This is a genomic window from Corynebacterium sp. HMSC14H10 (assembly GCF_001807105.1).
Classification (GTDB): Bacteria; Actinomycetota; Actinomycetes; order Mycobacteriales; family Mycobacteriaceae; genus Corynebacterium; species Corynebacterium jeikeium_D.
On the sequence record NZ_KV787451.1, the window covers coordinates 1 to 24,656 of the forward strand.

A 24,656-nucleotide genomic window follows, 5' to 3' on the forward strand; every position below is an offset into this window, starting at 1 on the left:
AATCAGACACACTTTTTGTCACTTAACCCTCCGCTCAGCATGTCGCTGGGTGGGCCCTTTTGTCGCTTAGTTCTTAATGCGAGTTACTGACTGCGTTTATGACAAAAATCGCCCGAAAAATGGCCTGAAAGTGTCATAAACTTGCACAGTTTCACATTTGCAGCCCGTATTCACGCGTGCAGCCGGTAATTTATGGGGCCTGACCAGTTACTATCTTGAGAATCACACACTGTTTGTCTATTAACCCGGTCTCTAGGGAGCTCCTTAGAAGAAAGCTTTCTACAGGAAGTTCTCGTCGAAACTAGGGTCCACCTCAACCGGATCAATGCCCAGATATACCGCCACCAGGCGGATCAGTACATATTGCAGCATCTGGTCCAGTTCCACTCGGCCCGAGACACGGCGCTCAATGGGGCGGCGGAACACTACTACGCAGGGGCGGGTGGGGTTGCCTACGCGGTCAATGCCAGCAGGGATAAGTCGTCCCAGCGGAACAGGTCCATCAGCGACAATCTCTTCCGGGAAGTACATGTCCGGGCGCAACTGCATGCGAGGAATCGTGTCGATGGCGATGTCCAGGTGCGACAGTTGTCGGGACCAGCGCTGATCCAATGGGGCATAGGCGTCAATAACCGCCTGGTCAAAAGCTTCTGAACGGCTCTTCCAACGAGGTACTTCCGGCGGCAGCAGAGGTCCCCGAGGTCCGCGACCGCGTCGCAGTGAGCGTCGCAAAGAGCGCGGAGTATAAGCCGATGAATTCATATTTGTTGAGCATAATCGGTCGGCCTGTCAACGTGGGTGAGGTCAACTTTCGGCCATGTCGCGGGTTTGCTGGGTAAGGCTGGGGTGCCCCGGGGAGCGTCGGAAAGCGAAAAACGCCCGGAGTGGGAGAAAAACTATCGAAACTTAAAGTTAGGGTCTAGACTTTGATGCCGTGAGTGTTTTTAGACGTTGTTGCCGGCCCGGCTGTGGCAAACCTGCCGTAGCTACGTTGACGTATGCCTACGCGGAGTCGACGGCTGTGGTGGGGCCGCTCGCCGCCGCGTCCGAACCGCATAGCTGGGATCTCTGTGAGAAGCACGCGCGTTCCATCACCGCACCGCTGGGTTGGGAGCTCGTGCGTTACGACGTGCCGACGCCCGCCCAGGACGATGATGATTTGACCGCATTGGCGGAAGCCGTCCGTGAAGCTGGCCGCAACGCGACTGGCCTGGTGCTGCGGGATGAGGTCGACAACCGTCCGCAGACCTACAAGATTGATTCCAGCCGCCACCCGTCGACGCGGAAATCCGCGCGCGGTCACCTGCATGTAGTTCGCGATCCGGAGGATTCGGACGACTAACGGGTCGGGCGCCGTGCCCCAGCTCATGCCATCTTGCCGCGGCATTTCTTTGTGAGAGCCTCTCTGTGGCTAGTATCATTTTTCACAAAACTGATACTAGCCACAGAGAGGTTTTTCGTGGGCACTTACAATCGTTCCGATTTGGATGCCGTCATCAAGGCCTATGACGTGCGCGGTGTTGTCGGTGAGGGCATCGACGCGGATCTTGTCGGAGCCATCGGCGCCGCCTTCGGACACATCATGCGTTCAGAGGGCGCAACACGTGCCGTAGTTGGCCACGATATGCGTGAGTCCTCACCGGAGTTGGCGGCTAGTTTCGCCGACGGCGCGGCTGCACAGGGGCTCAACGTCACCCTGCTCGGCCTGACCTCTACGGACGAGCTGTATTTCGCCTCCGGAGTAAAGGAATGCCCGGGCGCGATGTTCACTGCCAGCCACAACCCAGCTGAATACAACGGCATCAAGATGTGCCGTTCGCTCGCCCGCCCGATCGGGCAGGAGACAGGGCTTGCTCAGATTAAGGATCTGCTTGTCGACGGAATCCCGGAGTACACCGGCACTCCGGGCGAAATTGATCGTGAGGATGTTCTGCAGGATTACGCGGCGTTCCTCCATGGGCTGGTCGACATTCGCTCCGGCCGTCGCCTGAAGGTTGCAGTCGATGCCGGTAACGGTATGGGGGGACTGACAGTTCCGGCAGTGCTCGGAGAAGACATGGATGTTGCTGATCTCTACTTTGAGCTCGACGGCAACTTCCCGAATCACGAGGCCAATCCATTGGAGCCCGCCAACCTCGTTGACCTACAGAAGTTTACGGTGGAGCAGGGCGCAGACATCGGTATTGCCTTCGATGGCGACGCTGACCGCTGCTTCGTCGTCGACGAGAAGGGCAACCCGGTCAGCCCATCGGCCATCTGTGCGTTGGTGGCCACCCGCTACCTGGAGCAGAACCCGGGCGCGGCTATCATCCATAACCTGATTACCTCACACGTCGTGCCGGAGATGATTGTGGAAAACGGCGGAACCCCGGTTCGTACCCGTGTTGGGCACTCCTTTATTAAGGCGCAAATGGCCGAGCACAGTGCTGTTTTTGGTGGCGAGCATTCGGCGCACTACTACTTCAAGGAATTCTTCAACGCTGACTCCGGCATGCTCGCCGCCATGCATGTCCTGGCCGCACTGGCAGAGCAGGATAAGCCACTGAGCGAATTCATGGCCGAGTACAACCGCTACGAGGCCTCCGGCGAGATTAATTCCCGCCTGGGCAGCGCAGAGGAGCAGCAGGCAAAGCAGAAGGAAATCGAGACTGCCTTTGCCGATCGCACCGAGTCCTCGGACTGGATGGATGGCCTGACCATTGAGCTGGCGGACTCCAAGGCGTGGTTCAACGTCCGGGCCTCCAATACGGAGCCGCTGCTGCGTCTGAACGTCGAGGCGCCGACGCGTGCTGAGGTCGATGCGCTTGTCGACGAAGTTCTCGGCATCATCCGCGGTTAATCAACCCCACACGCCCGTTTTCAGGCATGCTTGGGAGTATGACCTCGTCATTCGACTCCTCCCATAACCCGCGCCAAGAGGCCCTGTTCTACCGTATGGCCACTGCCGGCGCAGGTCTCAGAGCTGCTGCCTCCGCGACTCGCGGGGGAGCGTTTGCTCAACTTCCACTGCCGCGCAGCGCGGTCATCCTCGTGGGAAATCGTCGGGCGCAGCTCGCCGCCGAATCCGTGCGCGCGCTTGCCGACGACATCCGCTGCCCGGTCGTAATTGCGCGTCAGTTGCCCAGTTATGTCGGCGCCCTCGATTTGGTCATCGTCTGTGACGACAACCCCGGCAGCCCACTCGGTGCAGCTCTGGCTGAAGCTCATAGGCGAGGAGCAGCCACGGTCGTGGTGGATCCCGGTGAAGGGCCATTGCGTGCCGCAGGTAGCCCCGATACGGTTGTGGTTCCGCGCCCGGCGATGGCGGAGTCGGCGTCCTTTACCGCCTATGTCGGTGCCATCGCCAGCGCGCTCACCGAATGTGGCGCCACCGCTCTGGCTCCGGCTGGGATAGTCGAGGAAGTCGCCGATGCGGTGGACGCCGATATTGCCGCTTGTGCTCCGCAGCGAGATGAAACAGTTAACCCCGCGCGGCAGGTAGCGCAGTGGGTGGCAGGCCGCAGAATGCTTGCAGTGTCGACGACCTCGGCGCTGGCGCCGGTAGCGGAGCTGGCATCGTTACAGATGCTCGAGGCAGGCGTGGTCTCGGCAGCGTCGTCGATAAGCGAATTGTCTCTTAGCGTGGGCGCATTGCTCGCTGCAGAACCCCAGGCAAGCCGGGATATTTTCTATGACCCGTTCATTGATGGTGGGGATGAAGGGGCGACAGTGCTACCGTTGGGGGCGATTGTTTTAGCTGCGCCGAACAATGTGAGCCACTACCGGGACCACTACGGCGAAGCTGGATGGGCTCGTGTGGAGTGCCCTGCGCTCGATGCGGAGACTCATCATCCACTGGTTGAAGTATGTGTTACTGCAGCCAGAGTTGGTGCGATTGCGGCGTTTTCTGCGTAATCGCCGGGTGTCACCGAAGGCTTTTGGGGCTTCGGTGAGATTGGCGTGCTTGCGCCAGTAGTGACTATTAGAGGAGTGATACGGGCATGGAGCTGTTGGACCCCGTGCTGCAGTCGTACCCCTGGGGGTCTCGTACACATTTGGCGAGAATCACCGGTGCGGACGCTCCCACATCGAAGCCCTGGGCGGAACTGTGGTTTGGTGCGCATGCACTGGCATCGGCCACCGTAGCCGGCACGCCGCTGGATGAGCTCATTGCGCAGGATCCGGCAGCTGCGCTCGGATATGCAATTGACACCGACAACGGCAGGCTGCCGTTCCTGTTGAAGCTGCTCGCAGCCGATGAGCCGTTATCGCTGCAGGCACACCCCACCTTGGCAGAAGCTCAGGAGGGATTTGCACGCGAAAATGCGGAGGGCATTCCGGCCATTGCACATTTCCGAAATTACCGGGACAACAACCACAAGCCGGAACTTATTGTCGCCCTGACTACCTTCGACGCGTTGGCCGGATTCCGCCCGGTGGAGCGCACGAAGGAGTTGCTCGCGACGCTGGCGGTACCGGAGCTCGACCATTACATGGGACTGCTCGATGCCGCCGATGACGAGAGTGCTCTGCGGGCATTGTTTACAACGTGGTTGACGTTGCCCCAGGATGTCCTCGATGAGCTGGTCGAGGCCGTGGCTGCCAAGTGCGCGGATTACAGTGGCGATGACGAGGAGTTCTCGCGAGTAGCCGAGACCACTTGCGAACTGGCTCGAAAGTATCCGGGGGACCCGGGAGTCCTGGGGTCGATGCTGCTTAATCGCCTTCGCTTACAGCCGGGTGAAGCCATCTACCTTGGTGCTGGACAGCTGCATGCTTACCTCAATGGCATGGGCGTGGAAATCATGGCCAACTCCGACAACGTGCTGCGCGGAGGGCTGACCTCTAAGCACGTCGATGTCGTGGAGCTACTGCGCGTGCTCTCTTTCCGACCGCTGCCAGATCCGGTGCTGCAGTCGCGGCTGACCGATGATGGCTGGAATGATTATGACGCGCCGGTGCGCGAGTTTCGCCTTCGTTCGCGGGATCTGGAGCCGGGCGAACATGTTCTGCTCGACGAAGAATCCGCCACGGTTGTGTTGTCTACAGCGGGCACGGTGGCGTTGCGTCACGACGACTCCGTGGTTGAGGTTCCCAGCGGCCATGCGGCCTGGGTTCCGGCTGTCGACGCAGTCGATATTGAGCTGACTGCGCGCCAAGACGGGGCAACCGTCTTTGTCGCGACCGTCCCGCGGGTGGGTTAGTCCTCGTCGTTATCGAAGAGATTTCCCAGGAATCCGGAGTCCTTCGGCTTTTCCGGGATTGGGGAAATCTTGCTATTGCTAGCCCCATTGCCGCCAGTGGTGTCCTTCTCCGTCGAAGGGGTCTGGTCCTTCGGAGGTGTCGGCTCCTTCGGGGATGTCGGCTCCTTCGAAGGAGTCTTCTGAGGAGTCTCGGACGGAGTTGTGGTTTGCGTACCCGACTGGGACTGCGCCTGCGATGAAGGCGGCTTCGGCTCAGCTGCTGCACCACCATCGCCTTCCGGAAGACTGTCGTTCGGCTTTTCCGAGTTATCTTCCGGTAGCAGTGGCACCGGCTTGCTGGGCGTCGGCGAAGATATGTCGTCAGAGGTGGGCTCTGTGGTCTCCGTGGTCGTCGGAGGTGTCGATGTCGTCGACGTCGGAGTTGTCGCACTTGAGCTTGTGGAAGTCGGGGGGATGTACGCCTGCGGTGGCAGGTACGGATCCTCAACGATCTCGGTGCTCGATGACGTGGTCGGACGAGATACTAGACTGTCGTTCGTCTCAGTCAGCGAGGAATCTGAATTCGGTTCAGTGGTCTGCTGCAGCTCGGCATCACTAGGAACTGGAGGCAGTGGAGCAGAGGTCTCCATTTCCGACTGAGAGCCGGCGTTTTCCGGATTTGCACCCTTGGCGGCATTGCTATCGGAGCAGCCTACGAGCGAAGCGCTCAGGGGAAGGGCTGCAAGCAGAAGAGCTCCAAAAGCCTTCTTCACCATGGTAGGTACTCCTTTCGTGTCATGCGTGAGGTCGCCCTGTAACGAAAAAGACAACAGTTGCATTACGAGGTCTGGGAACTAACTTAACATGCCCGTTATCTTCTCTCTAGGGTGAAAATTGTGTTGAAGGGATTAAATATGTCTCTCGAACTGTAAAAGTGACGAAAAGTCGGGTAGAACTTCGGTAAGGCCACATGCGGTTTTCCGGCTAGCGGTACGTGCAGGCGACAGCTTTTAGGTCGGCGGCCAGATTACCGTGGGCTCGTCGAAAAGCGCTCTTTGGAAAGCGCTCGTCGATAGGCGAAAACTGGCTATTGGTTCGAAGCGCGAAAGGAGCGTGGCCACCTATCATGTCCATCTGGGATACTGAGATTTTTGGTAGCGATTCGGTCATTGAACTCTTCGATGAGGTTCAGGATCTCGACTCACAGGATCGTGTTGGTGCATTGATTGATGCTGGCCGCATTGGGGTGGATTCCGAAAATAGCGATGAGAAAGCATGCGCACTCGCGGCGGCTGTGATCATTGCAATTTGGAATGGTGCGCCATTTAGCGGCGGTGACATTGTGGAGGACTACAGCTTCATCCGGGAGGGAATCTCCGAGGCGCACGGCAGCGAGGAAGATGCGTTGGCTATCGCATCCGAGGTCTTCGATAGTCTTCTGGGGGAACTCAGTGAGTCTGACCAGGCGGCGCTTGAAAACTGCGTCGAAGCGGTAGAGTAACTCTCGCGTCCCCAGTAGTAATTCTTTAAGAAGAATCTCACGTCAAAGAATCTAGAGAAAGCGTTACATGTCCTCGAAGAACATTGATTTCAAGGTTGCAGACCTCTCCCTGGCTGAGGCCGGTCGTCACCAGATTCGTCTGGCTGAGCACGAGATGCCAGGTCTAATGGCGCTGCGCGAAGAGTACGCGGAGCAGCAGCCACTGGCCGGTGCCCGTATTTCCGGCTCCATTCACATGACGGTTCAAACCGCAGTGCTCATCGAGACGTTGACGGCGCTGGGCGCACAGGTCCGCTGGGCCTCGTGCAACATCTTCTCCACCCAGGATGAGGCCGCTGCGGCAGTCGTCATTGGGCGAAACGGCACTCCGGAGGACCCGCAGGGTGTTCCGGTTTTCGCTTGGAAGGGCGAGACACTGGAAGAGTACTGGTGGTGCCTCGACCGCATCTTCGACTGGGGCGATGAAGATGCCAACATGATTCTGGACGACGGCGGCGACGCCACCATGGCTGTCATTAAGGGCATGGAATTCGAGGATGCTGGCCTGGTGCCGCCTGCAGAAGAGTCGGATTCGGATGAGTTTATTGCTTTCAAGGACATGCTTCGCGCCAGCCTGGAGAAGGATGCCGGCCGTTGGCACCGAATTGCAGAGTCGGTCAAGGGTGTCACAGAGGAGACCACCACTGGTGTCCACCGCCTCTACCACTTCGCAGAGCAGGGAGTGCTGCCATTCCCGGCCATGAACGTCAACGATGCGGTCACCAAGTCCAAGTTCGATAACAAGTACGGCACCCGTCACAGCCTTCTGGACGGCATCAACCGCGGTACCGACATGCTGGTTGGCGGCAAGAACGTACTGGTCTGTGGCTACGGTGACGTGGGTAAGGGGTGCGCAGAGGCACTGGCTGGCCAGGGCGCTCGCGTTCAGGTCACCGAGGCCGATCCGATTAACGCATTGCAGGCTTTGATGGACGGTTTCGACGTTGTCGCTACTGAGAGCGTCATCGCAGATGTCGACATTGTCATCACCGCCACAGGCAACAAGGACGTCATTACTTTCGAGCACATGCAGCAGATGAAGAACCACGCGCTGCTGGGCAACATCGGGCACTTCGACAACGAGATTGACATGCACAGCCTGCACCATCGCGATGATGTCCGTCGTGTGGAGATCAAGCCGCAGGTCACCGAGTATATCTTCCCGCATGCAGACGGCGAAGAGCGCTCTCTGATCGTGCTTTCCGAGGGGCGTTTGCTCAACCTGGGCAATGCCACCGGACACCCGTCCTTCGTAATGTCGACCTCCTTCGCCGACCAGACGATCGCTCAGGTTGAGCTCTACTGCAACGGCGAAAAGTACGACAACTCTGTCCACCGTCTGCCGAAGATCCTGGATGAGAAGGTCGCTCGCATTCACGTCGAGGCACTTGGCGGCGAGCTCACCCGGCTGTCCAAGGAACAGGCCGAATACATCGGCGTTGATGTCGAGGGTCCGTATAAGCCAGAGCACTACCGCTACTAGTTCTAGCCAAGGCTAGGTCGTAGCCATGTGTGCGAGGAGAAAAATTTGATTATCGCAGTCGAAGGAATCGACGGTGCTGGCAAGAACACGCTTGTCACAGCTGTTACCAATCAACTCCGAAGTCAAGGGCACTCCGTTTCATCGATGACCTTTCCGGCGTACCGGCAGACGATCTTCGCTGATTTCGCCGATCAAGCTTTGCACGGTCAGCTCGGCGACACTGCGGACTCCGCTTGGGCAATGGCACTCCTGTTCGCTCTGGACCGCAAAGAACGTCGTCAAGCGATTGTTGATGCAGCACGCGAGAACGATGTTCTGATCATCGACCGCTACGTCGGGTCCAACGCGGCCTACTCCCTGGCTCGCACGCAGGATCCGGCGATCGTCGAGTGGATTGAGAAGACCGAATTCGGAGATTTCCAGCTTCCGCTTCCCGACGTTCAGGTCTGTCTGGCCACGTCGGTGGGAGTGGCAGCCGACCGCGCACGCAATCGGGAAGCCTCTGATGTGCAGCGAACTAGGGATACCTACGAAAAAGACGCGGGTTTGCAGGAGCGCACGCTGGCAGCGTACCAGAAGTTCGCGGGGGGCTCGTGGCAGTCACCATGGTTGATGCTTACGGGGGATGATGGGGCGGACCGTCTTGTGGAATGGATTAGTGCACGGCTGCGCTAGCCACCTCAACTGGAAACTACAGAACTAGATAGCTTTACGTTTAGAATATGACGCATGAGCTCAAAAATCCTGGTTGTTGATGATGATCCGGCCATCGCCGAAATGCTCACGATGGTGATGGAGCGCGAGGGCTTCGACACAGTAGTAGTCGACGATGGCCTCGAAGCTGTCAAGGCAGCAGAGCGGGAGAATCCAGATTTGATTCTGCTGGATCTCATGTTGCCGGGCATGGGTGGTGTCGATGTCTGTCGCACTGTGCGAGAGACATCGGCGGTGCCGATCATCATGTTGACTGCGAAGACCGACACGGTCGATGTGGTCCTCGGCCTGGAATCCGGTGCGGATGACTATGTCACGAAGCCCTTTAAGCCGAAGGAGCTCGTGGCGCGTGTGCGCGCTCGGCTGCGTCGTCAAGAGGACAGCCCGAGTGAGACCCTCGAGGTCGGCGACCTGACTATCGACGTGCCCGGTCACGCCGTGTTCCGCGATGGCAAGGAGATTTCTCTGACCCCGTTGGAGTTTGACCTATTGCACACTCTTGCATCCCGTCCGAAGCAGGTCTTTTCCCGTGATGAGTTGTTGGAAAAGGTCTGGGGATATCAGCACACCTCGGATACTCGACTCGTCAACGTTCACGTTCAGCGTCTGCGCTCGAAGATTGAACTGGATCCGGAAAACCCCCAGATTGTGCTGACCGTCCGCGGTGTCGGGTACAAGACGGGTGACTAATCAAGGTCAGTCAGCTTTAGTGGGAGCCGATTCTTGCGTCGATTAATAACGAAGCTTCGAGACTTCACCAATAGGGGAGTGACCTGGGCGGTTACGCTCTGGCGCACGTCTATCCAAGCGCGCATTCTGACCTCTGTGGTGGTACTGAGCGCGATGGTGATTGCGGTACTCGGTTTCGCGCTGGCGACTATTGTTACCCAGCGGCTTATCGACGCAAAGGTTACCGCTGCCGACGAGGAAATTGACCGTGCTCGCGCGGTGGTGGAGCAGGCGATTGAGAACTCTTCGTCCAACGAGCTGCAAGCCCTGCTCAACGTGGGGCGCGATGCCCTTGTGAACCGTGCAGCCGGTTCCGGTGCTGCGCCACTGACAAGTTATGAACCGTTGCTCGTGGCGCCGGTGCCACGAGGCACGGTGTTGGCTTCATCGCCGATTAAGGCCGATGTCCCAGAACGATTGCATGAAGTAGTCCGACAAGGGCAAATTGCGTATCAGGTACGCCAAGTCACTGATAACCGCGGCGATACGTACTCGGCGTTAATTATCGGTAGCCCTACTTCTACCTCGGTTGATGGGCTCGAGCTCTATCTGGTCACCTCTATGGCTGCAGAGGAATCGACTATTAAGTTGGTTCGTGGTCTGCTCGCCGGTGCGACAGTAGTCATCATGGCGCTTCTCGGCGGTATTACTTGGTTCTTCTCCAATCAGGTGACGACACCAGTGCGTTCCGCCGCCCAGATTGCCCAGCGCTTTGCCGACGGCCACTTGCGCGAACGCATGGTCGTGCAGGGTGAAGATGACATGGCGCGACTGGCCATGAGCTTTAACAAGATGGCCGAATCGCTGTCGACGCAGATTAGACAGCTGGAGGAATACGGCAGTCTGCAGCGACAGTTCACCTCCGATGTTTCGCATGAGTTGAGGACGCCTCTGACCACGGTGCGTATGGCCGCCGATCTTATTGCTGACGGTGCTGAGGACCTCGATCCGGCGACTCGCCGCGCAGCTGAGCTGATGAATGAGGAGCTTGAGCGTTTTGAGATGCTTCTCAATGACCTGCTTGAGATCTCACGCCACGATGCTGGCGTTGCTGACCTGTCCGCAGAAAAGGTCGATGTCCGTCGCTGCGTGGATGCTGCCTATCAGCAGGTAACGGTCGTGGCTAAGGAGACTGGTACACCCATCCGCTTCCACCTGCCCGATGAACCGGTAATGGCAACAGTCGACTCGCGTCGTATCGAGCGCGTGCTACGCAATCTTATGGCCAACGCTGTTGACCACAGTGAGGGCAATCCGGTGGATGTCACAGTGCGGGCGAGCGATTCCGCGGTCTCGTTTACGGTCGTTGACCACGGTGTGGGGCTAAAGCCGGAGCAGCAAGAGCTGGTGTTTAACCGGTTCTGGCGCGCTGACCCCTCGCGTGTCCGACGCACCGGCGGTACCGGACTTGGCTTGGCGATCGCGCGTGAGGACGCACAATTGCATGGTGGGGAACTGGAGGCATTTGGCGTGCCGACGGTCGGTAGCTGTTTCCGCCTGACTGTGCCACTGGAGCCTGATGCGAGCTTCGGTGAGCATCCGCTCGGCCTGGAAGTTCCGCCGCTGCCCGATCAGATTCCGCATCAGCAGGAAATTGGTGCACGGGAGTTGGAATCGGATTCGATTGCACCGCAAGTCAAGAGCCAGGATCAGGGTAAGGGGCAGCCGACTAGCGATAGCGAATCCCGACAGGCACGAGAGGAGGATATTTAAATGACGGCGCAGCAACAGTCAAAGGCTCGTCGCGTCCTGCGTAAGACAGTGGCGCTTAGCTCAGTGATCATTTTGGGCACGGCCGCAGGATGTACCACCATTCCGAGAAACACCAGCCCCCAGGTGCTGCGTCCGTTTGAGCCGCCCCAAGTTCGTATTGAAGTTCCTCAGCCACGACCGAATGTCAATGCAGACATTGTCCTGCGCGACTTTTTCGCCGCGGCCGCGCATCCGGTTGATGATTTTCAAGCTATGCGTGCCTTCATGACCCCGGAACTTGCGGCCAGTTGGAAGCCGCATGATAGCGCCCGCATTCTTGACGGTGTCAACCTCATCGCTCAACGGGATGAAGGAGGTTCTCGACAGTCCTTCGTTGCCCGAGGTCGCAGCGTTGGTCAATTTGGTACTGGTGGTGCTTATGAGCCCCAGTCCGGTGATTATGAGGAAACCGTGGAGATGAAGCTCGGTTCGGATGGGCAGTGGCGCATTTCCTCGCTGCCCGACGGTGTTGTCATGGAGCGTCAGGCATTCCTGGAAAACAATGTGCCTCGCAATATCTATTTCCTCGACCCGGCCGGTAATCATTTGGTCACAGATCGTCGTTGGCTCTATCGTGGCGTCACCGATGGCGCGACCAATCTGTTGACAAAGCTGAAGAACGGACCATCAGCACCACTGCGACCGGGCGTCACCACAGTGCTCAAGCCCAATGCCTCAATTGCGGTGGAAGCAGGACCTGTGTCCAACTCGGACGGTCGAAGGGTCGAAATCACCGGATTGGGTGATGTTTCCGAGGAACTGCGTGTCATGCTTGCGGCACAGATTATCTGGACTCTCGACTCGGCAGATTTCCGTGGTCCGTGGATCCTCATGGCCGACGGCGAACCACTAATTGCCAGCCACGACGAGCCGTGGACGAAGGATACCGACGCAATCCAGCTCTACGACCCGAATCATCTACCGGCTGATAACGCGCCGTTGCGGACGGTCGACCGCAGCGGTATCTACGAGATTGCTGACGGCCACGCCACACCTGTGGGACGCGGCTGGACCGCCAGCGGCAGCACTGCGGTGTTTTCCGCGGCAGTGGGCATCAACCCCAATGGCAGCGAGCTTATTGCCGCCGTGTTCCGCTCGGCTGTGGATGGTCGTACCGGTTCGTATGACCTTGGGGAGTCCACATTGATGCTCGGCGGAATACAAGATCAGCCGGTTCCTGTGCTGACTGGCGAGAGTCTCACCCGTCCGACATGGTCGCCAGATGCCGAGGCGGTCTGGACAGTGAAGGACGGTACAACCGTCGTACGCCTGGTTCGGCAGTCGACGTCGTCCCGGATTCAGCAGGAGGAGGTTGATACCTCTGAGCTCAGTCACCTTCTTGACGGCGGCGAAGACACGGGGCACCCAAGCGCCGGTATTTCTGAATTCCGCGTCGATTCTTCGGGCACGCAGGTAGCGATGATTATCGCTGGTGAGGTCTATATCGCCACCATCGAAAGGCATGACGACAAACCGTGGAAGTTGACGCATCCGCGCGCTCTGCCGCTCCCTGAAAACGTTTCCCCGGTGTCGCTGACGTGGTCGCCGAATCAAACGGTCACGGTGGGCGGTTACAGCGGAGACACCCCGATGTGGAGTGCCTTCCCGGACGGTGCGACCAGCTCCGTTCTGCCGAAGCTCAACCTGACACCGCCAATTCCTGTGGTTACCGCGACCTCCTCGAAGCGTTACGCATTGGATGCCACCGGTGTCATGGAGCTGATCTCCAGCGAGGGGCAGCAGCAGTTCTGGCGCCAGGTTCCGGGTGCGCATGGTCGAATGGCTCCGGTGTCTGTGGAATAAGCGCAAATCGGGGAGGGGATTAATGGCGCAGGGGAGGTCATCGCAGGAATTTCTGCGCGTGCTTTACGACGTTACCCGCGATGCAATCGGCCTCGTGATACCGGAAACCTGTCCGGTGTGCGGCTGCTCCGGGACGCTGTGTCGCGATTGCAAGGACGATCTTCAGCAACCTCCAGTGCGGTTTTCACCGCGGGCTGCGTTACGCGCAGCAGCGTGGACCTGCGGTCCGTACTCGGGTGCGAGGAGACATCTCATTTTGTCGGCCAAAGAACGGGGCAGTGGTGAAGCCAGACGAATCATGGGGGCCGTGTTCGCCGCTGCGGTACGAAGGCTAGCCTCTGATGGCCATATAATGCCCCCGAAAATTACCCCCGTCATTTTGATTCCCGCGCCGACAAGATCGTCATCCCGTCGACAACGGGGTGGGGACCCGGTAACAATTGCCTGCGACTTTGCTTGCAGTCAGCTCCCCTCCAGTTCGGTATTGCCCCTGGTGCGCATTGGCGGGCGCACGCGGGATTCCGCGGAGCTGGGGGCTTCTCAACGCAGACGAAATCTTTCTGGCCACATTGTGCCGCTGACGCAATTCAAGCGCGGAATTAGCGACAAGCTGCGACAACGCTGTGCGCAGGCGACAGTAATTCTGGTTGATGATGTGGCCACTACTGGTGCCACTGCAGCGGAAACCGAGTTGGTGGCAGCGTCATTGGGGATTCGCATCGACATGGTGTTGGTGCTCGCCCGGGCGTAGACGCAGGGGTGTCGTCGGCAAGCGAAAAATAAACGAGGGGAACGTGGCATTGGTTACCCCCGGAACTGTATCCTGGGGGTGCAGAAAGACTCGTCACCGTAGACGCCGTGAGTAATCCCGCTCACGGAAGGGCGGTGGCCATACCGGGAGGTAGGTAGCAAGTGTCCACACCTGCTGACAACAACGAGGTACTCAGCCCGAACGCTCAGGTGACCATCACCGGGCGCAATGTTGAGGTTCCAGAGCACTTCGCAGATCGTGTTAAGGCGAAGCTGGCGAAGATTGAGCGCCTCGACCCGACTTTGACCTTCTTCCACGTGGAGCTCCAGCACGAGCCGAATCCGCGCCGTGCAGACCGCTCTGACCGTATTCAGATCACCGCTACTGGCAAGGGTCACCTGGCTCGTGCGGAAGCCAAGGAAGATAGCTTCTACGCTGCACTGGAGTCTGCTCTGGGCAAGATGGAGCGCTCCCTGCGTAAGGTGAAGGCTCGCCGCAAGATTAGCCGTTCTGGCCACCGTGCACCGATGTCCGTCGGCGAGGCAACTGCTTCGCTGGTTGCAGAGGCTGAGGCAGCGGCTCCGGAAAAGGCTGATCCGTACGAGGATCTGGTTGAGGACGTGACCCCGGGTCAGGTTGTGCGTACCAAGCAGCACTCCGCAACTCCGATGACGGTGGAAGATGCTTTGTCTGAGATGGAGCTCGTCGGTCACGACTTCTACCTCTTCGTTAACGAGGCAACCTCTCGTCCGTCCGTGGTCTACCGTCGTCACGCATACGACTACGGTCTGATTGAGCTGGCAGACGAAGACGAGAAGTAAGTCTTCACCAAAAAGAGCACGCAATACCGCGCAGAGCTGTGTATTGGTAAGTAATTGCTCACATGAGCCCGTCTTCTCTTAGAAGGGAAGACGGGTTCGTCGTATAATCAACCGTTGCACATTAAAGTTCGACGTGAATCGGCCGGAAAGGTCCCAATTTAGTGTTTTCGCTCAGCAAGTTGCTCCGCATTGGTGAAGGCCGCGCTGTCAAGAGGCTTGGCAATATTGCAGATCAGGTCATCGCCAAGGAAGACGAGTACGCAGCTCTTTCAGACGATGAACTCCGTGCCAAGACCGAGGAGTTTAAGAAGCAGCTGGCTGACGGTGCCGATGTAGACGATTTGCTTCTGGATGCTTTCGCCACGGCGCGCGAGGCATCCTGGCGCGTGCTGGGGCAGAAGCACTACCGCGTCCAGGTTATGGGCGGTGCGGCACTGCACTTCGGCAACGTTGCCGAGATGGGTACTGGTGAAGGTAAGACCCTGACCTGTGTGCTGCCCGCATACCTCAATGCGTTGGCAGGCAAGGGTGTTCATGTCGTTACGGTTAATGACTACCTGGCTAAGCGTGACGCGGAGTGGATGGGTCGAGTCCTCCGCTTCCTGGGGCTTGAGACTTCCGTGATTCTCTCTGAGCTCAGTCCGGACCAGCGCCGCAAGGCCTATGCTGCCGACATCACCTACGGCACGAACAACGAGTTCGGCTTTGACTACCTGCGCGATAACATGGCGCATTCGCTCGACGATTTGGTGCAGCGTGGGCACCACTTTGCCATCGTCGATGAGGTTGACTCGATTCTGATTGACGAGGCCCGTACCCCGTTAATCATTTCCGGTCCGGCAGATGGCGATCCGCACTGGTACCTGGCGTTCTCCAAGATTGTGCCGCGTATGAAGCGCGACATTCACTACGAAGTCGATGAGCGTAAGCGCACCATCGGTATTCGTGAAGAGGGCGTTGAATTCGTTGAGGATCAGCTGGGTATTGCCAACCTGTATGCTCCGGAAAACTCCTCGCTGGTCAGCTACCTGAACAATGCCCTGAAGGCCAAGGAGCTGTTCACCCGCGACAAGGATTACATTATCCGCAATGGTGAGATCCTCATTGTCGATGAGTTCACCGGTCGCGTGCTGGCAGGCCGTCGCTATAACGAGGGCATGCACCAGGCAATTGAGGCCAAGGAAGGGGTGGAGATTAAAAACGAGAACCAGACGCTGGCAACCGTTACGCTCCAGAACTACTTCCGCCTCTACGACAAGCTGTCCGGTATGACCGGTACGGCTGAGACTGAAGCGGCTGAGCTGCACCAGATTTACAAGCTGAATGTCATGGCGATTCCGCCGAATCGCCCGAAGCAGCGTGAGGATCTGCCCGACCTGATTTACAAGACGCAGGAGGCAAAGTTCGCCGCTGTTGTCGAAGACATCCGCGAATGCCATGAAAAGGGGCAGCCAGTTCTCGTTGGTACGACGTCAGTCGAGAAATCCGAGTACCTTTCCAAGCTCCTGCAGCGCGAAGGTATTCCTCACTCTGTGCTGAACGCTAAGCACCACGAGAAGGAAGCTGAGATTGTCGCAGTGGCGGGTCGTCTCGGAGGCGTTACCGTGGCAACTAACATGGCCGGTCGTGGTACTGACATCGTGCTGGGCGGTAACCCGGACATTATCGCTGACCTGAATCTGCGCTCTCGTGGTCTGGACCCGGTGGAAACTCCGGAAGAGTACGAAGAGGCGTGGGACGCTGAGATTGAGCGTGTTCGTCAGCAGTCGAAGGAAGAAGCTGACAAGGTACGTGAGGCCGGTGGCCTCTACGTCCTGGGTACTGAGCGTCATGAGTCACGCCGCATTGACAACCAGTTGCGTGGTCGTACCGGTCGTCAGGGTGACCCGGGCGTTACCCGCTTTTACCTGTCCATGCGCGATGATCTCATGGTTCGCTTCAACGGTCAGCGCATGGAAGCGCTGATGAACACTCTGAATGTCCCGGATGACGTTCCTATTGACTCCAAGGTTGTTTCCAACTCCATTAAGAGCGTTCAGGCTCAGGTGGAAAGCCAGAACTTCGAAATCCGTAAGAATGTTCTGAAGTATGACGAGGTTATGAACCAGCAGCGTAAGGTCATCTACGCTGAGCGCCGTCGCATCCTCGAAGGTGAGGATTTGAAGACTCAGGTCCGTGACATGCAGGACGACGTCGTCGATGCGTATGTCAACGGTGCCACCGCTGACGGTTACGTGGAGGATTGGGACCTCGACGAGCTGTGGAATGCCCTTGAGCAGCTCTACAGCCCGACGTTTACGGCGCAAGAGCTTATTGATGGCTCTGACTTCGGTACCCCAGGTGACCTCTCGGCCGATGAGCTGTCCAAGGCTCTGCACACGGACATCTCGGCCAGCTACGACCAGCTTGAGGATGCGGTCTCCGCAATTGGCGGCGACGACCAGATGCGCAACATCGAGCGCTTCACCATCCTGAACGTCATGGACCAGAAGTGGCGCGAGCACCTCTACGAGATGGACTACCTCAAGGAGGGCATTGGCTTGCGCGCCATGGCCCAGGCTGACCCGCTGGTGGAGTACCAGCGTGAGGGCTACGACATGTTCACCGCGATGATGGACGGCATCAAGGAAGAATCGGTTCGTCAGTTGTTCCTGATCCGTAAGCAGGTTATGCCCGCAGTGGAAAACGCCGAGGGGCAGGAGAACCAGGCTCCAGCTCTGCCAACGGAAGCTGCTGAGCAAAATCAGCAGATGACTTACTCCGGCCCCAGCGAGGACGGCAGTGCAGAGCAGCAGCGCGTGGATCAAGAGTCTGAGGGCAACCGAGCGCAGCGTCGGAAGGCGGCTCGCAAGCGCCGTCGCTAAGCACTAAAGCACCCGAAACGCGGTCATGGTCCATGGCCGCGTTTTTGCTGTTCCGCGGCGGAAAGTGCCCGTGAACGCGCGAACGCGCGGACCGACACGGCAACTACCCAGGAACTCGACCTTCTTGCCGTCCGCGGAAGCGCTGGCGTGAAAGGATTGCAACGCGACACCCTTGAGGCTGGTGTTCTTCGACAGCGTGAGTATCGCAGCGTGAATAATCGGGTCGATATTGATGCGACGTAGATCGTTGACTCGCCTGCGACCCGCGATGATGTCGAAGACGCGGCGAGTAATCGTGCCAAGCTCCTGTCTCAGATTCTGTTCACAGTGCTGGACGACGTGCGGTGTTTGCGGCGTCTTTTTTGCAGCAGGAGCGGCCGCGACGGGCGGTAATGCCGTCATGACAGCGGTCCCGGTGGCAGCCGAGCATCCGCTGTAGGTCGGTGCCACTTTTGCGGTTTGAGAGGCGGCGGCATTAGCTGACTGGCCGAGTTGAATTGTGTGGAGAAGCGAAAAGCCCGTTGCCGGTTCAATGGATTCCCTGCCACTGGAGCGGTGCTCAGCGGCGTGCGACAGCGCGTAAGGCATCGGTGTCTGAGATTTTGGTACGTGAGACGTTGGTGCCATGGATTAATCCCCCTAAAACGCTCCATTGGCAAGTTCCCCCTTGCTGAAGACCATTGTCCTACAAGTGCTTTAAGTGTGCAGCTTGTGAAGGGGAATTCACGGCCGGCGTGGGGGGGATTGGGGAGAAGGCGCAGTCGCGAAATGGGCTGAGTGTTTCGCTGTTAATGGTCCTATCGGTTTCCGTCAAGGCCGTTCTGGTCGTCTACAAATGGGCGTAACGAACAGCCAATTAACACGCTGAACTGGAAAAAAGGCAAACGTGCAGGTCATGCGATAAACTACAGGCCATGCGCGGAATGATTATCGATTACTGTGGTGTCCTTGACGGCACGGATGAAGACCAGGCACGTTGGCGTAATTTGCTGGTAGAGGCGCGTGCAAATGGTGTTGGCCTGGCAGTCCTGTCGAATGACCCAGGTGGCCCATCGGCGGATCCGATTCGCAAGCTCGAAGATGAGGGCCTGGTAGACGCAGTTGTGCTCTCTGGTGAAATTGGCCATGAGAAGCCTTCGGCAGAGGCTTTTAATGCAGCCGCTGCGGCTATTGAACTGCCGGCACGGGACTGCGTGCTGGTAGATGATTCGATTGAGAACATCCATGCGGCCGTCTCTAACGGCATGGTGGGAGTCTTCTATCAGCAGTTCGACCGCGCAGTGGTCGAGATTGCCGGTCTACTGGGTCTCGAGGGCGAGTTCTAATGCGCGTCTATATCCCAGCGACTTTCTCCATGCTTGAGGCGCTGAAGGAGGATGAGCTCTTCCACGCCCGCGGTGGTTGGGGCTTTGCTGTCACTGAATCGCTGCGCGATTTCTTTACTGAGGGCGATGATGAGGAACTGGCAGACGTAGCCTTTGATGAGGCTGCGCGTGCGTCGCTCCGTCTGCTCGATGCCGCAGAAGAGAAGTTCCCGCACCGTCGAGTGGTCATTTCCGTTGATGTGGAGGCGGAGCCGCAGTCGGATATGGGAGATGCCGTGGTTAAGGTCGGCGGCCCAATTTCGCTTGCCGACGTTGCAGCGCTCCACATTGATGTGAAAGAGGCGGAAAACAAGGTTGAGGCTGCGATTGATGCCGTCGATAAGGCAGATCTCGGTGACGAGGATGCGGAGCTCACTGTCGGCGACGCGCTGGAGATCCCGCTGGCGTGGTATGACGTAGCTGAGCTCGGCATGGTGGTCGACTTCCTGTAGTAGCGCGTGCTCGGCGTTAAAGAAGGGGACTGGGTTTAGGAACCCAGCCCCTTTTTTGTATGGCACAAGTGTTTTCAGCGGGGGTATAAAAGGCGGGATTGTTTTGTGTGGATAAGCTCCATGTCAAAGGGGGTGTTTCGCACGGGAGTGGGGGTAATGACAATTTCGCTATTTGTGTCAAAACCATTTGTTTCTCTTGACCAATAACTTACCGCTCCGTAGTCTACGTCTAAGTAACCTACGGACACGTAATAATGAATCGGGTGGGGCATGCCTGCTGATGAACAGTGTTATTGCGTGTTCGCCCGTGATAGTCAGGAGGGCCAAAAATGGGACTTAAGACCAAAGTTTCCCGGGTATTCAAGCATTTATCCACGCCACTTTTGCCCGATGACTACACGCATTTGCTAAATCCGCTGTGGTCAAGTCGCGAGCTGCGCGGTCAGATTGAGGCCATTAATCCCACATCTCCTACTTCAGCAGAGTTGATAATCCGTCCGGGTTGGGGGATGCCAACAGACTTCAAGCCAGGCCAGTTCATCGGAGTCGGCGTAGAGGTCAAGGGGAAATACCTGTGGCGCTCCTACTCGCTGACAAATGCGCCGCGGCCTCATGACGGGCTGCTGACTATCAACATCCGTGCGCTCAACGACGGCTACGTGTCCCAACACCTCGTCGCCAATGTAAAGCCGGGTACTGTCGTCCGCCTCGCTGCCCCGGCTGGAGACTTCTATCTTCCGGAGCCGCTCCCAGCCCGCATTGCGTTTGTTACCGCAGGCTCCGGCGTCACTCCGGTGATTTCGATGCTGCGTGATCTTTCAGCTCGCAATGCCTCGGTGGAAGTCGAGCATATTCACTCCTACCGCGGCGAGAAAGAAGCTGTGTTTGTCAACGAACTTCGCGAGCTGGAACAGCACAGCGCCACTAGCGCGTTGAAGTATCGCCTGCATGCCCGGAATACGGAGACGCAGCCGCGGATTGACGCTGCGGCGGTTACCAGCATCATTGCTGACTTTGGAGCGCTGGCATCGTCGGCAAGCGCCTATGCCTGTGGTCCGGTTGAACTGCTGAAAAACCTTGAGCCGGAGTTTCCCGGGCTGCGGACGGAACGTTTCACCGTTGACCGCTCGGCGGCGGGGGAGGTCGGCGGCACGGTGAGTTTCGGCAGCCGAGGCGATATCGACGTAGACGGTGCAACCACCATCCTGGAGGCGGCCGAGAGCGTCGGGGTCGACCTGCCGTACGGCTGTCGGATGGGAATTTGTGCGACGTGCGTGCAGCAACTCTCCGACGGCACAGCGCGGGACATCCGCACCGGTGCGACGTTTGTGGCGGGCGAGCGGGTCCGAACGTGCGTCTGTGCGCCGGCGGGGCACGCGCGTATCGAACTGTAAGTTCGCCCCACATCTATCTCAACCTACATTAACCAGGAGAAACTACCTAAAGGAGTTGGGACCCTTCCCATGGCAATTTCCGATATCGCATCGTATGCGCACTTGAGCGAAGAAGACGTCGCAGAGATTGGGCGTCGGTTTGCGGAAATCGAAAAGCAACACCGCGATTCGCTGGGGCAGAAGGATGCTCGCTACATCCGCACGCTCATCCGCATTCAGCGCACCCTTGAGGTGACTGGTCGAGGTCTGCTGATGGTGCCGACCGCAGGCATGGCCCTAAACAAACTAGGGATGCTGCCGAAGTCGTGGAAGAACACCGCGCACTGGGGTTTCAAATGGGCGGGTGCCTCAGCGCTGGGGCTGGCAAAGATTTTGGAAAACCTCGAAATCGGCCACAACACTATGCACGGTCAGTGGGACTGGATGAATGACCCCGAGATTCACTCGGCCACCTGGGAGTGGGACAATTCCTGCCCATCCAGCGGGTGGAAGCACTCCCACAACTTTGTCCACCACAAGTACACCAATGTGCTCGGTATGGACAACGATGTGGGATACGGCATTCTCCGGGTGACTCGTGACCGCCGTTGGAAGCCTTCGACGCTGCTGCAGCCGGTGACAAACGTGGTGTTGGCCAGCCTTTTCCAATGGGCAGTGGCCTTCTACGACGTCGAGCTCGGGCGCGTGTTCGCAGGCAAGAAATCCTGGGATGAGGCTCGGCCGCAGCTCATGGAGGTGCTCAACAAGTCGGGGCGCCAGGTGCTCAAGGACTACGTTCTCTTCCCGGCGATGGCGGGTCCGCGTTACCGTGAGGTGGCCTTTGCGAACATGATGGCCAACCTCGCCCGTAATCTTTGGGCCTACGCGGTCATCTTCTGCGGACACTTCCCGGATGATGCCGAGACTTTCACCAAGGAGCAGTACAACACCGAGGACAAGAGCGAGTGGTATTTGCGCCAAATGCTGGGCTCGGCGAACTTCCACGGTGGGCTGGCGCTGTCGGTGCTCTCGGGAAATCTGAATTACCAGATTGAGCACCACCTCTTCCCGGACATGCCATCCAACAGGCTTGCGCAGATTTCGAAGCAGGTTCAGCAGATCTGCCGGGAATACGACCTGCCATACAACACGGGGTCGTTCCCGAAACAGTTCTTCCAGGTCCAGCGCACGCTGCTGAAGTTGTCGCTGCCGGATCGCTTCTTAGTCGCTGACCCGGACAACGCCCCAGAGGTACGTTCGGAGGCGGCGTTCAAGAAGTATCCGCAGGTTGAAGCGGAGCTCCAGTCCAGTTCCCCGCAACGCAAGGGCTTAGCGACGGGCCTGCGAATGCTCCGCCGTCTTCGCCCAGGCGTCCGGGAAATTGTCCGGGCCTACACAGGTCGCTCGACGCACACTGTTGCGCGCGGTTAGCCCTCGGCTCGCTTGCGGACCGCAGCCGCGACTGCCGGTTCGCGGTTCCATGGCATTGATTGCTTGTGGGGGAGCCGTAGCCAGGCGCGAATCATGGTCACGGTCAGCGTCGCAGTTGCACCAGCGAGGAAGAGCGCTAAGTAAGCCGAGGAATTCTGGCCGGTGAACTCCACGGTCACGATTAATGCGAAAAGCGGAGCTGCCATGGATGCCGACAGGAAGGCCGCCGCGCCGAGAATCGCAAAGTCGCTCAGCGGAACTGAGGGCATCAATGGCTGTACGAAGCAGCCGACGATGAAACCGCTGAGCGCGCCAAGGGCAAAGCCGGGAGTCAAGAGACCACCGACGGCACCAGAACGGAAAGTAACGAGAACCGCGATAGCTTTCGCAATCAGCAGGATGACTGCAAAACCCAGCAGCGGGCGGTCCATGAGAACTGTGGTCGCAGCGATACGGCCATTGCCCAATACTTCTGGAACCCACAGTGAAATCACACCAACCAGTGTGAATGCGAGGGGGATGGCCCAGGCAGAGTGCCAGCCAGTCGGTGCTGTGTCCGACATTCGAGAGCTGAGAATGCGAAATGCGTAGCCAATGGCACCGCAGATAACACCGATGAGCAGTGCTGCCCCGAGGTTGCCCCAGCCGTCTGAGAGATTAATTGGGCTGTAGAGCGGGCTACTGCCGACCACGATGCCCGACGTCACCGTGGCGATGGCTGAACACGCCAGCACCACCATCACCGCGGTAATGCTCAGTGAGCCCAGCAGAATCTCCAACGAGAAAACCGCTCCAGCCAACGGGATGTGATAAATCGCCCCCAGGCCGGCACCGGCTGCTGCTGCGACCAGAATACGGCGGTGTAGCGGATCGATGCGCAGTCGATGCGACATCTGTGAAGCCACCATCGCACCGAGCTCACGCGGGGCATTCTCGCGTCCCATGGATGCACCTGCAGCGACGGTCGCCATCTGCAAAAACACATTGACAAGAGTTGACCACACCGGCATGAGTCGACCGTTCATGCCTGCCTCAACGCTCTCAATGGGCGTGGCCTTTGTGCGCAGCGCTGCCCACACCGGTCCTGCAATCAGTCCCGCCAACACAATTCCGACAAAGCGCTGGAGGCCAGTGGTGCCATCGGTCACGACGGCTACGTCGCCCTCATGTTGTCCGTAAACTGCGTACTCGATGCCGTGCATGATCAGCGCGAGCCCGGCAGCTCCGAGCCCCGTCGCAAGACCCACGATAAGCGTGTAGATACACAGCCGAATCCAACTGCCGGGAGCGGGGTAGAGACCGGAGCCCGCGTTGTCCGCCTCAGCTCCAGCCGAGGCTTCAGCGGGCGTCTCCACAGAATCGGTGTGGCTAGTCTCTTTCAATGTCCAGCTCCCAATCCTCGTTGTCGCTGATGGCGCTCAACAGGCGACGCACGGCCATCGCTCGACGGTGCTGAACTCCCTCCAGCTTGTCGAGGGCGCACTCTGGATCCGCGGGCGGCCCCAAATGGGTGCAACCACGTGGGCATTCATCTGTCGCTGCCTGGATATCTGGAAACGCCGCCAGCAGCGTCTCCGGTGTCACATGAGCCAGACCAAAGGAACGAATGCCCGGGGTATCAATAATCCACGACGCCGCATCGTCATCGCTTTCCGACGGCAACATTAGCGCCACCGACTGCGTGGAGGTATGGCGGCCCTTACCCACACCACTAACTTCGCCGGTCTCACGGTTGGCTTCGGGAACAATCCGGTTGACGAGGGTCGATTTCCCCACGCCGGAATGCCCAACCAAAGCTGTCACTCGTCCTGGGGCATCGATGAGTTCTGACAGAGGAGCCAAGTCATCATTAATACCGCAGACAACGACATCCACTCCGAGTGCCGAGAACTCCCCGGCAAATTCCTCTGGGTCGGCCAGATCGGATTTAGTCAGACAGAGCACGGGGCGGACACCGCCGGCGTAGGCCGCGACCAGCGCGCGTTCGACAAAACCGGTGCGAGGTTCAGGATCGGCGACTGCGCACACAATGAGCAGCAGGCTGGCATTGGCCACGACGATGCGCTCATACGGGTCATTGTCATCGGCGGTGCGACGCAAAACCGTGCTGCGCTCTGCCAGCTTGACGATGCGGGCCAGTGTGCCCGCACGGCCGCTGACATCGCCTACGACACCGACACGGTCACCGACAACGATATTGGTGCGGCCGAGCTCGCGGGCACGCATGCATGTCACTGCAACATCAGGGTTGTTATCGAGGACTACACCCCAACGACCACGATCCTTGGTCACCACCATGCCCCAGTGGGCATCGGCGTGGCGGGGGCGATCCTTCGTCCGTGGTCGCGACCCTTTACCGGGGCGGATGCGTACATCGGACTCGTCCCATTGCCGTCCACGCCTGCGTGCCGCCACTG

General features: G+C 58.5%; 22 protein-coding genes. 17 read left to right on the plus strand and 5 right to left on the minus strand.

The window, feature by feature from the left end:
- Window positions 1–279: 279 nt before the first annotated feature.
- Window positions 280–762, minus strand: a complete 483-nt coding sequence (locus HMPREF3135_RS09950; RefSeq protein WP_070439494.1) for a metallopeptidase family protein — start codon at window positions 760–762, stop codon at window positions 280–282.
- A gap of 172 nt (window positions 763–934) precedes the next feature.
- Between HMPREF3135_RS09950 and HMPREF3135_RS09955 the strand changes: the two genes are divergently transcribed.
- From HMPREF3135_RS09955 to manA, 4 genes are all read left to right on the plus strand, one after another.
- On the plus strand, window positions 935–1,342 hold the full coding sequence (locus HMPREF3135_RS09955; RefSeq protein ID WP_005509890.1) for a DUF3499 domain-containing protein: 408 nt from the start codon (window positions 935–937) through the stop codon (window positions 1,340–1,342).
- A gap of 117 nt (window positions 1,343–1,459) precedes the next feature.
- Window positions 1,460–2,839: a phosphomannomutase/phosphoglucomutase gene (locus HMPREF3135_RS09960; protein WP_141739593.1), complete on the plus strand. Its 1,380-nt coding sequence runs from the start codon at window positions 1,460–1,462 to the stop codon at window positions 2,837–2,839.
- Window positions 2,840–2,877: 38 nt separating this feature from the next.
- Window positions 2,878–3,894 carry a hypothetical protein gene (locus HMPREF3135_RS09965; RefSeq protein WP_049193299.1) on the plus strand — a complete coding sequence of 339 codons (1,017 nt, stop codon included), beginning with the start codon at window positions 2,878–2,880 and terminating at the stop codon, window positions 3,892–3,894.
- An 86-nt stretch (window positions 3,895–3,980) separates the two neighbouring features.
- Entirely contained in the window at window positions 3,981–5,183 is a 1,203-nt protein-coding gene (gene manA / locus HMPREF3135_RS09970; RefSeq protein WP_070439500.1) for a mannose-6-phosphate isomerase, class I, read from the plus strand.
- On the opposite strand, the gene HMPREF3135_RS09975 is transcribed toward manA, so the two are convergent.
- The gene (locus HMPREF3135_RS09975) at window positions 5,180–5,938 is read right to left on the minus strand and encodes a hypothetical protein (RefSeq protein WP_070439503.1); all 759 of its coding nucleotides are present in this window, start codon (window positions 5,936–5,938) and stop codon (window positions 5,180–5,182) included. The two genes, manA and HMPREF3135_RS09975, sit on opposite strands and share 4 nt — an antisense overlap.
- Window positions 5,939–6,288: 350 nt before the next feature.
- Here HMPREF3135_RS09975 and HMPREF3135_RS09980 point away from each other — a divergent pair, with 350 nt between their 5' ends.
- The 9 genes from HMPREF3135_RS09980 to secA all read left to right on the plus strand — a co-directional run bounded on the left by HMPREF3135_RS09980 (window position 6,289) and on the right by secA (window position 17,619).
- Window positions 6,289–6,663 carry a DUF4259 domain-containing protein gene (locus tag HMPREF3135_RS09980; protein WP_038627901.1) on the plus strand — a complete coding sequence of 125 codons (375 nt, stop codon included), beginning with the start codon at window positions 6,289–6,291 and terminating at the stop codon, window positions 6,661–6,663.
- A 67-nt stretch (window positions 6,664–6,730) separates the two neighbouring features.
- Window positions 6,731–8,185, plus strand: coding sequence for an adenosylhomocysteinase (ahcY, locus tag HMPREF3135_RS09985; protein ID WP_070439506.1), 1,455 nt, complete (start codon window positions 6,731–6,733; stop codon window positions 8,183–8,185).
- Window positions 8,186–8,230: 45 nt separating this feature from the next.
- Window positions 8,231–8,860, plus strand: coding sequence for a dTMP kinase (locus tag HMPREF3135_RS09990; RefSeq protein WP_070439509.1), 630 nt, complete (start codon window positions 8,231–8,233; stop codon window positions 8,858–8,860).
- 54 nt (window positions 8,861–8,914) lie between these two features.
- Complete coding sequence (gene mtrA, locus HMPREF3135_RS09995) at window positions 8,915–9,589, plus strand: MtrAB system response regulator MtrA (protein ID WP_048731669.1); 675 nt, start codon at window positions 8,915–8,917, stop codon at window positions 9,587–9,589.
- A 78-nt stretch (window positions 9,590–9,667) separates the two neighbouring features.
- Window positions 9,668–11,341: an MtrAB system histidine kinase MtrB gene (gene mtrB / locus HMPREF3135_RS10000; protein WP_070439514.1), complete on the plus strand. Its 1,674-nt coding sequence runs from the start codon at window positions 9,668–9,670 to the stop codon at window positions 11,339–11,341.
- Window positions 11,342–13,183: an LpqB family beta-propeller domain-containing protein gene (locus HMPREF3135_RS10005; protein WP_070439517.1), complete on the plus strand. Its 1,842-nt coding sequence runs from the start codon at window positions 11,342–11,344 to the stop codon at window positions 13,181–13,183.
- Between the two features lie 493 nt (window positions 13,184–13,676).
- Entirely contained in the window at window positions 13,677–13,934 is a 258-nt protein-coding gene (locus HMPREF3135_RS11235; RefSeq protein ID WP_141737802.1) for a hypothetical protein, read from the plus strand.
- Window positions 13,935–14,095: 161 nt separating this feature from the next.
- Window positions 14,096–14,755, plus strand: coding sequence for a ribosome hibernation-promoting factor, HPF/YfiA family (gene raiA / locus HMPREF3135_RS10015; RefSeq protein WP_016422210.1), 660 nt, complete (start codon window positions 14,096–14,098; stop codon window positions 14,753–14,755).
- A gap of 161 nt (window positions 14,756–14,916) precedes the next feature.
- Window positions 14,917–17,619, plus strand: a complete 2,703-nt coding sequence (gene secA, locus HMPREF3135_RS10020; protein ID WP_070439520.1) for a preprotein translocase subunit SecA — start codon at window positions 14,917–14,919, stop codon at window positions 17,617–17,619.
- A 3-nt stretch (window positions 17,620–17,622) separates the two neighbouring features.
- Here the strand turns inward: secA and HMPREF3135_RS10025 are convergent, their stop codons facing one another.
- On the minus strand, window positions 17,623–18,246 hold the full coding sequence (locus tag HMPREF3135_RS10025; RefSeq protein ID WP_070439523.1) for a hypothetical protein: 624 nt from the start codon (window positions 18,244–18,246) through the stop codon (window positions 17,623–17,625).
- A 287-nt stretch (window positions 18,247–18,533) separates the two neighbouring features.
- Here HMPREF3135_RS10025 and HMPREF3135_RS10030 point away from each other — a divergent pair, with 287 nt between their 5' ends.
- The 4 genes from HMPREF3135_RS10030 to HMPREF3135_RS10045 all read left to right on the plus strand — a co-directional run bounded on the left by HMPREF3135_RS10030 (window position 18,534) and on the right by HMPREF3135_RS10045 (window position 22,239).
- Window positions 18,534–18,944, plus strand: a complete 411-nt coding sequence (locus HMPREF3135_RS10030; protein ID WP_038627918.1) for an HAD-IA family hydrolase — start codon at window positions 18,534–18,536, stop codon at window positions 18,942–18,944.
- A complete protein-coding gene (locus HMPREF3135_RS10035; protein WP_070429792.1) occupies window positions 18,944–19,435 on the plus strand; it encodes a DUF6912 family protein in 492 nt (163 codons plus the stop codon). Before HMPREF3135_RS10030 ends, HMPREF3135_RS10035 begins: the two co-directional genes overlap by 1 nt.
- Before the next feature lie 329 nt (window positions 19,436–19,764).
- Window positions 19,765–20,829: a flavin reductase family protein gene (locus HMPREF3135_RS10040; RefSeq protein ID WP_070439526.1), complete on the plus strand. Its 1,065-nt coding sequence runs from the start codon at window positions 19,765–19,767 to the stop codon at window positions 20,827–20,829.
- Window positions 20,830–20,898: 69 nt separating this feature from the next.
- A complete protein-coding gene (locus tag HMPREF3135_RS10045; RefSeq protein WP_070439529.1) occupies window positions 20,899–22,239 on the plus strand; it encodes a fatty acid desaturase family protein in 1,341 nt (446 codons plus the stop codon).
- On the opposite strand, the gene HMPREF3135_RS10050 is transcribed toward HMPREF3135_RS10045, so the two are convergent.
- Both HMPREF3135_RS10050 and rsgA read right to left on the minus strand, forming a co-directional pair.
- Window positions 22,236–23,621, minus strand: a complete 1,386-nt coding sequence (locus HMPREF3135_RS10050; protein WP_070439532.1) for a chloride channel protein — start codon at window positions 23,619–23,621, stop codon at window positions 22,236–22,238. The two genes, HMPREF3135_RS10045 and HMPREF3135_RS10050, sit on opposite strands and share 4 nt — an antisense overlap.
- The gene (gene rsgA / locus HMPREF3135_RS10055; protein WP_049172822.1) at window positions 23,608–24,654 is read right to left on the minus strand and encodes a ribosome small subunit-dependent GTPase A; all 1,047 of its coding nucleotides are present in this window, start codon (window positions 24,652–24,654) and stop codon (window positions 23,608–23,610) included. The genes HMPREF3135_RS10050 and rsgA overlap by 14 nt, the downstream gene beginning before the upstream one ends.
- Window positions 24,655–24,656 lie beyond the last annotated feature (2 nt).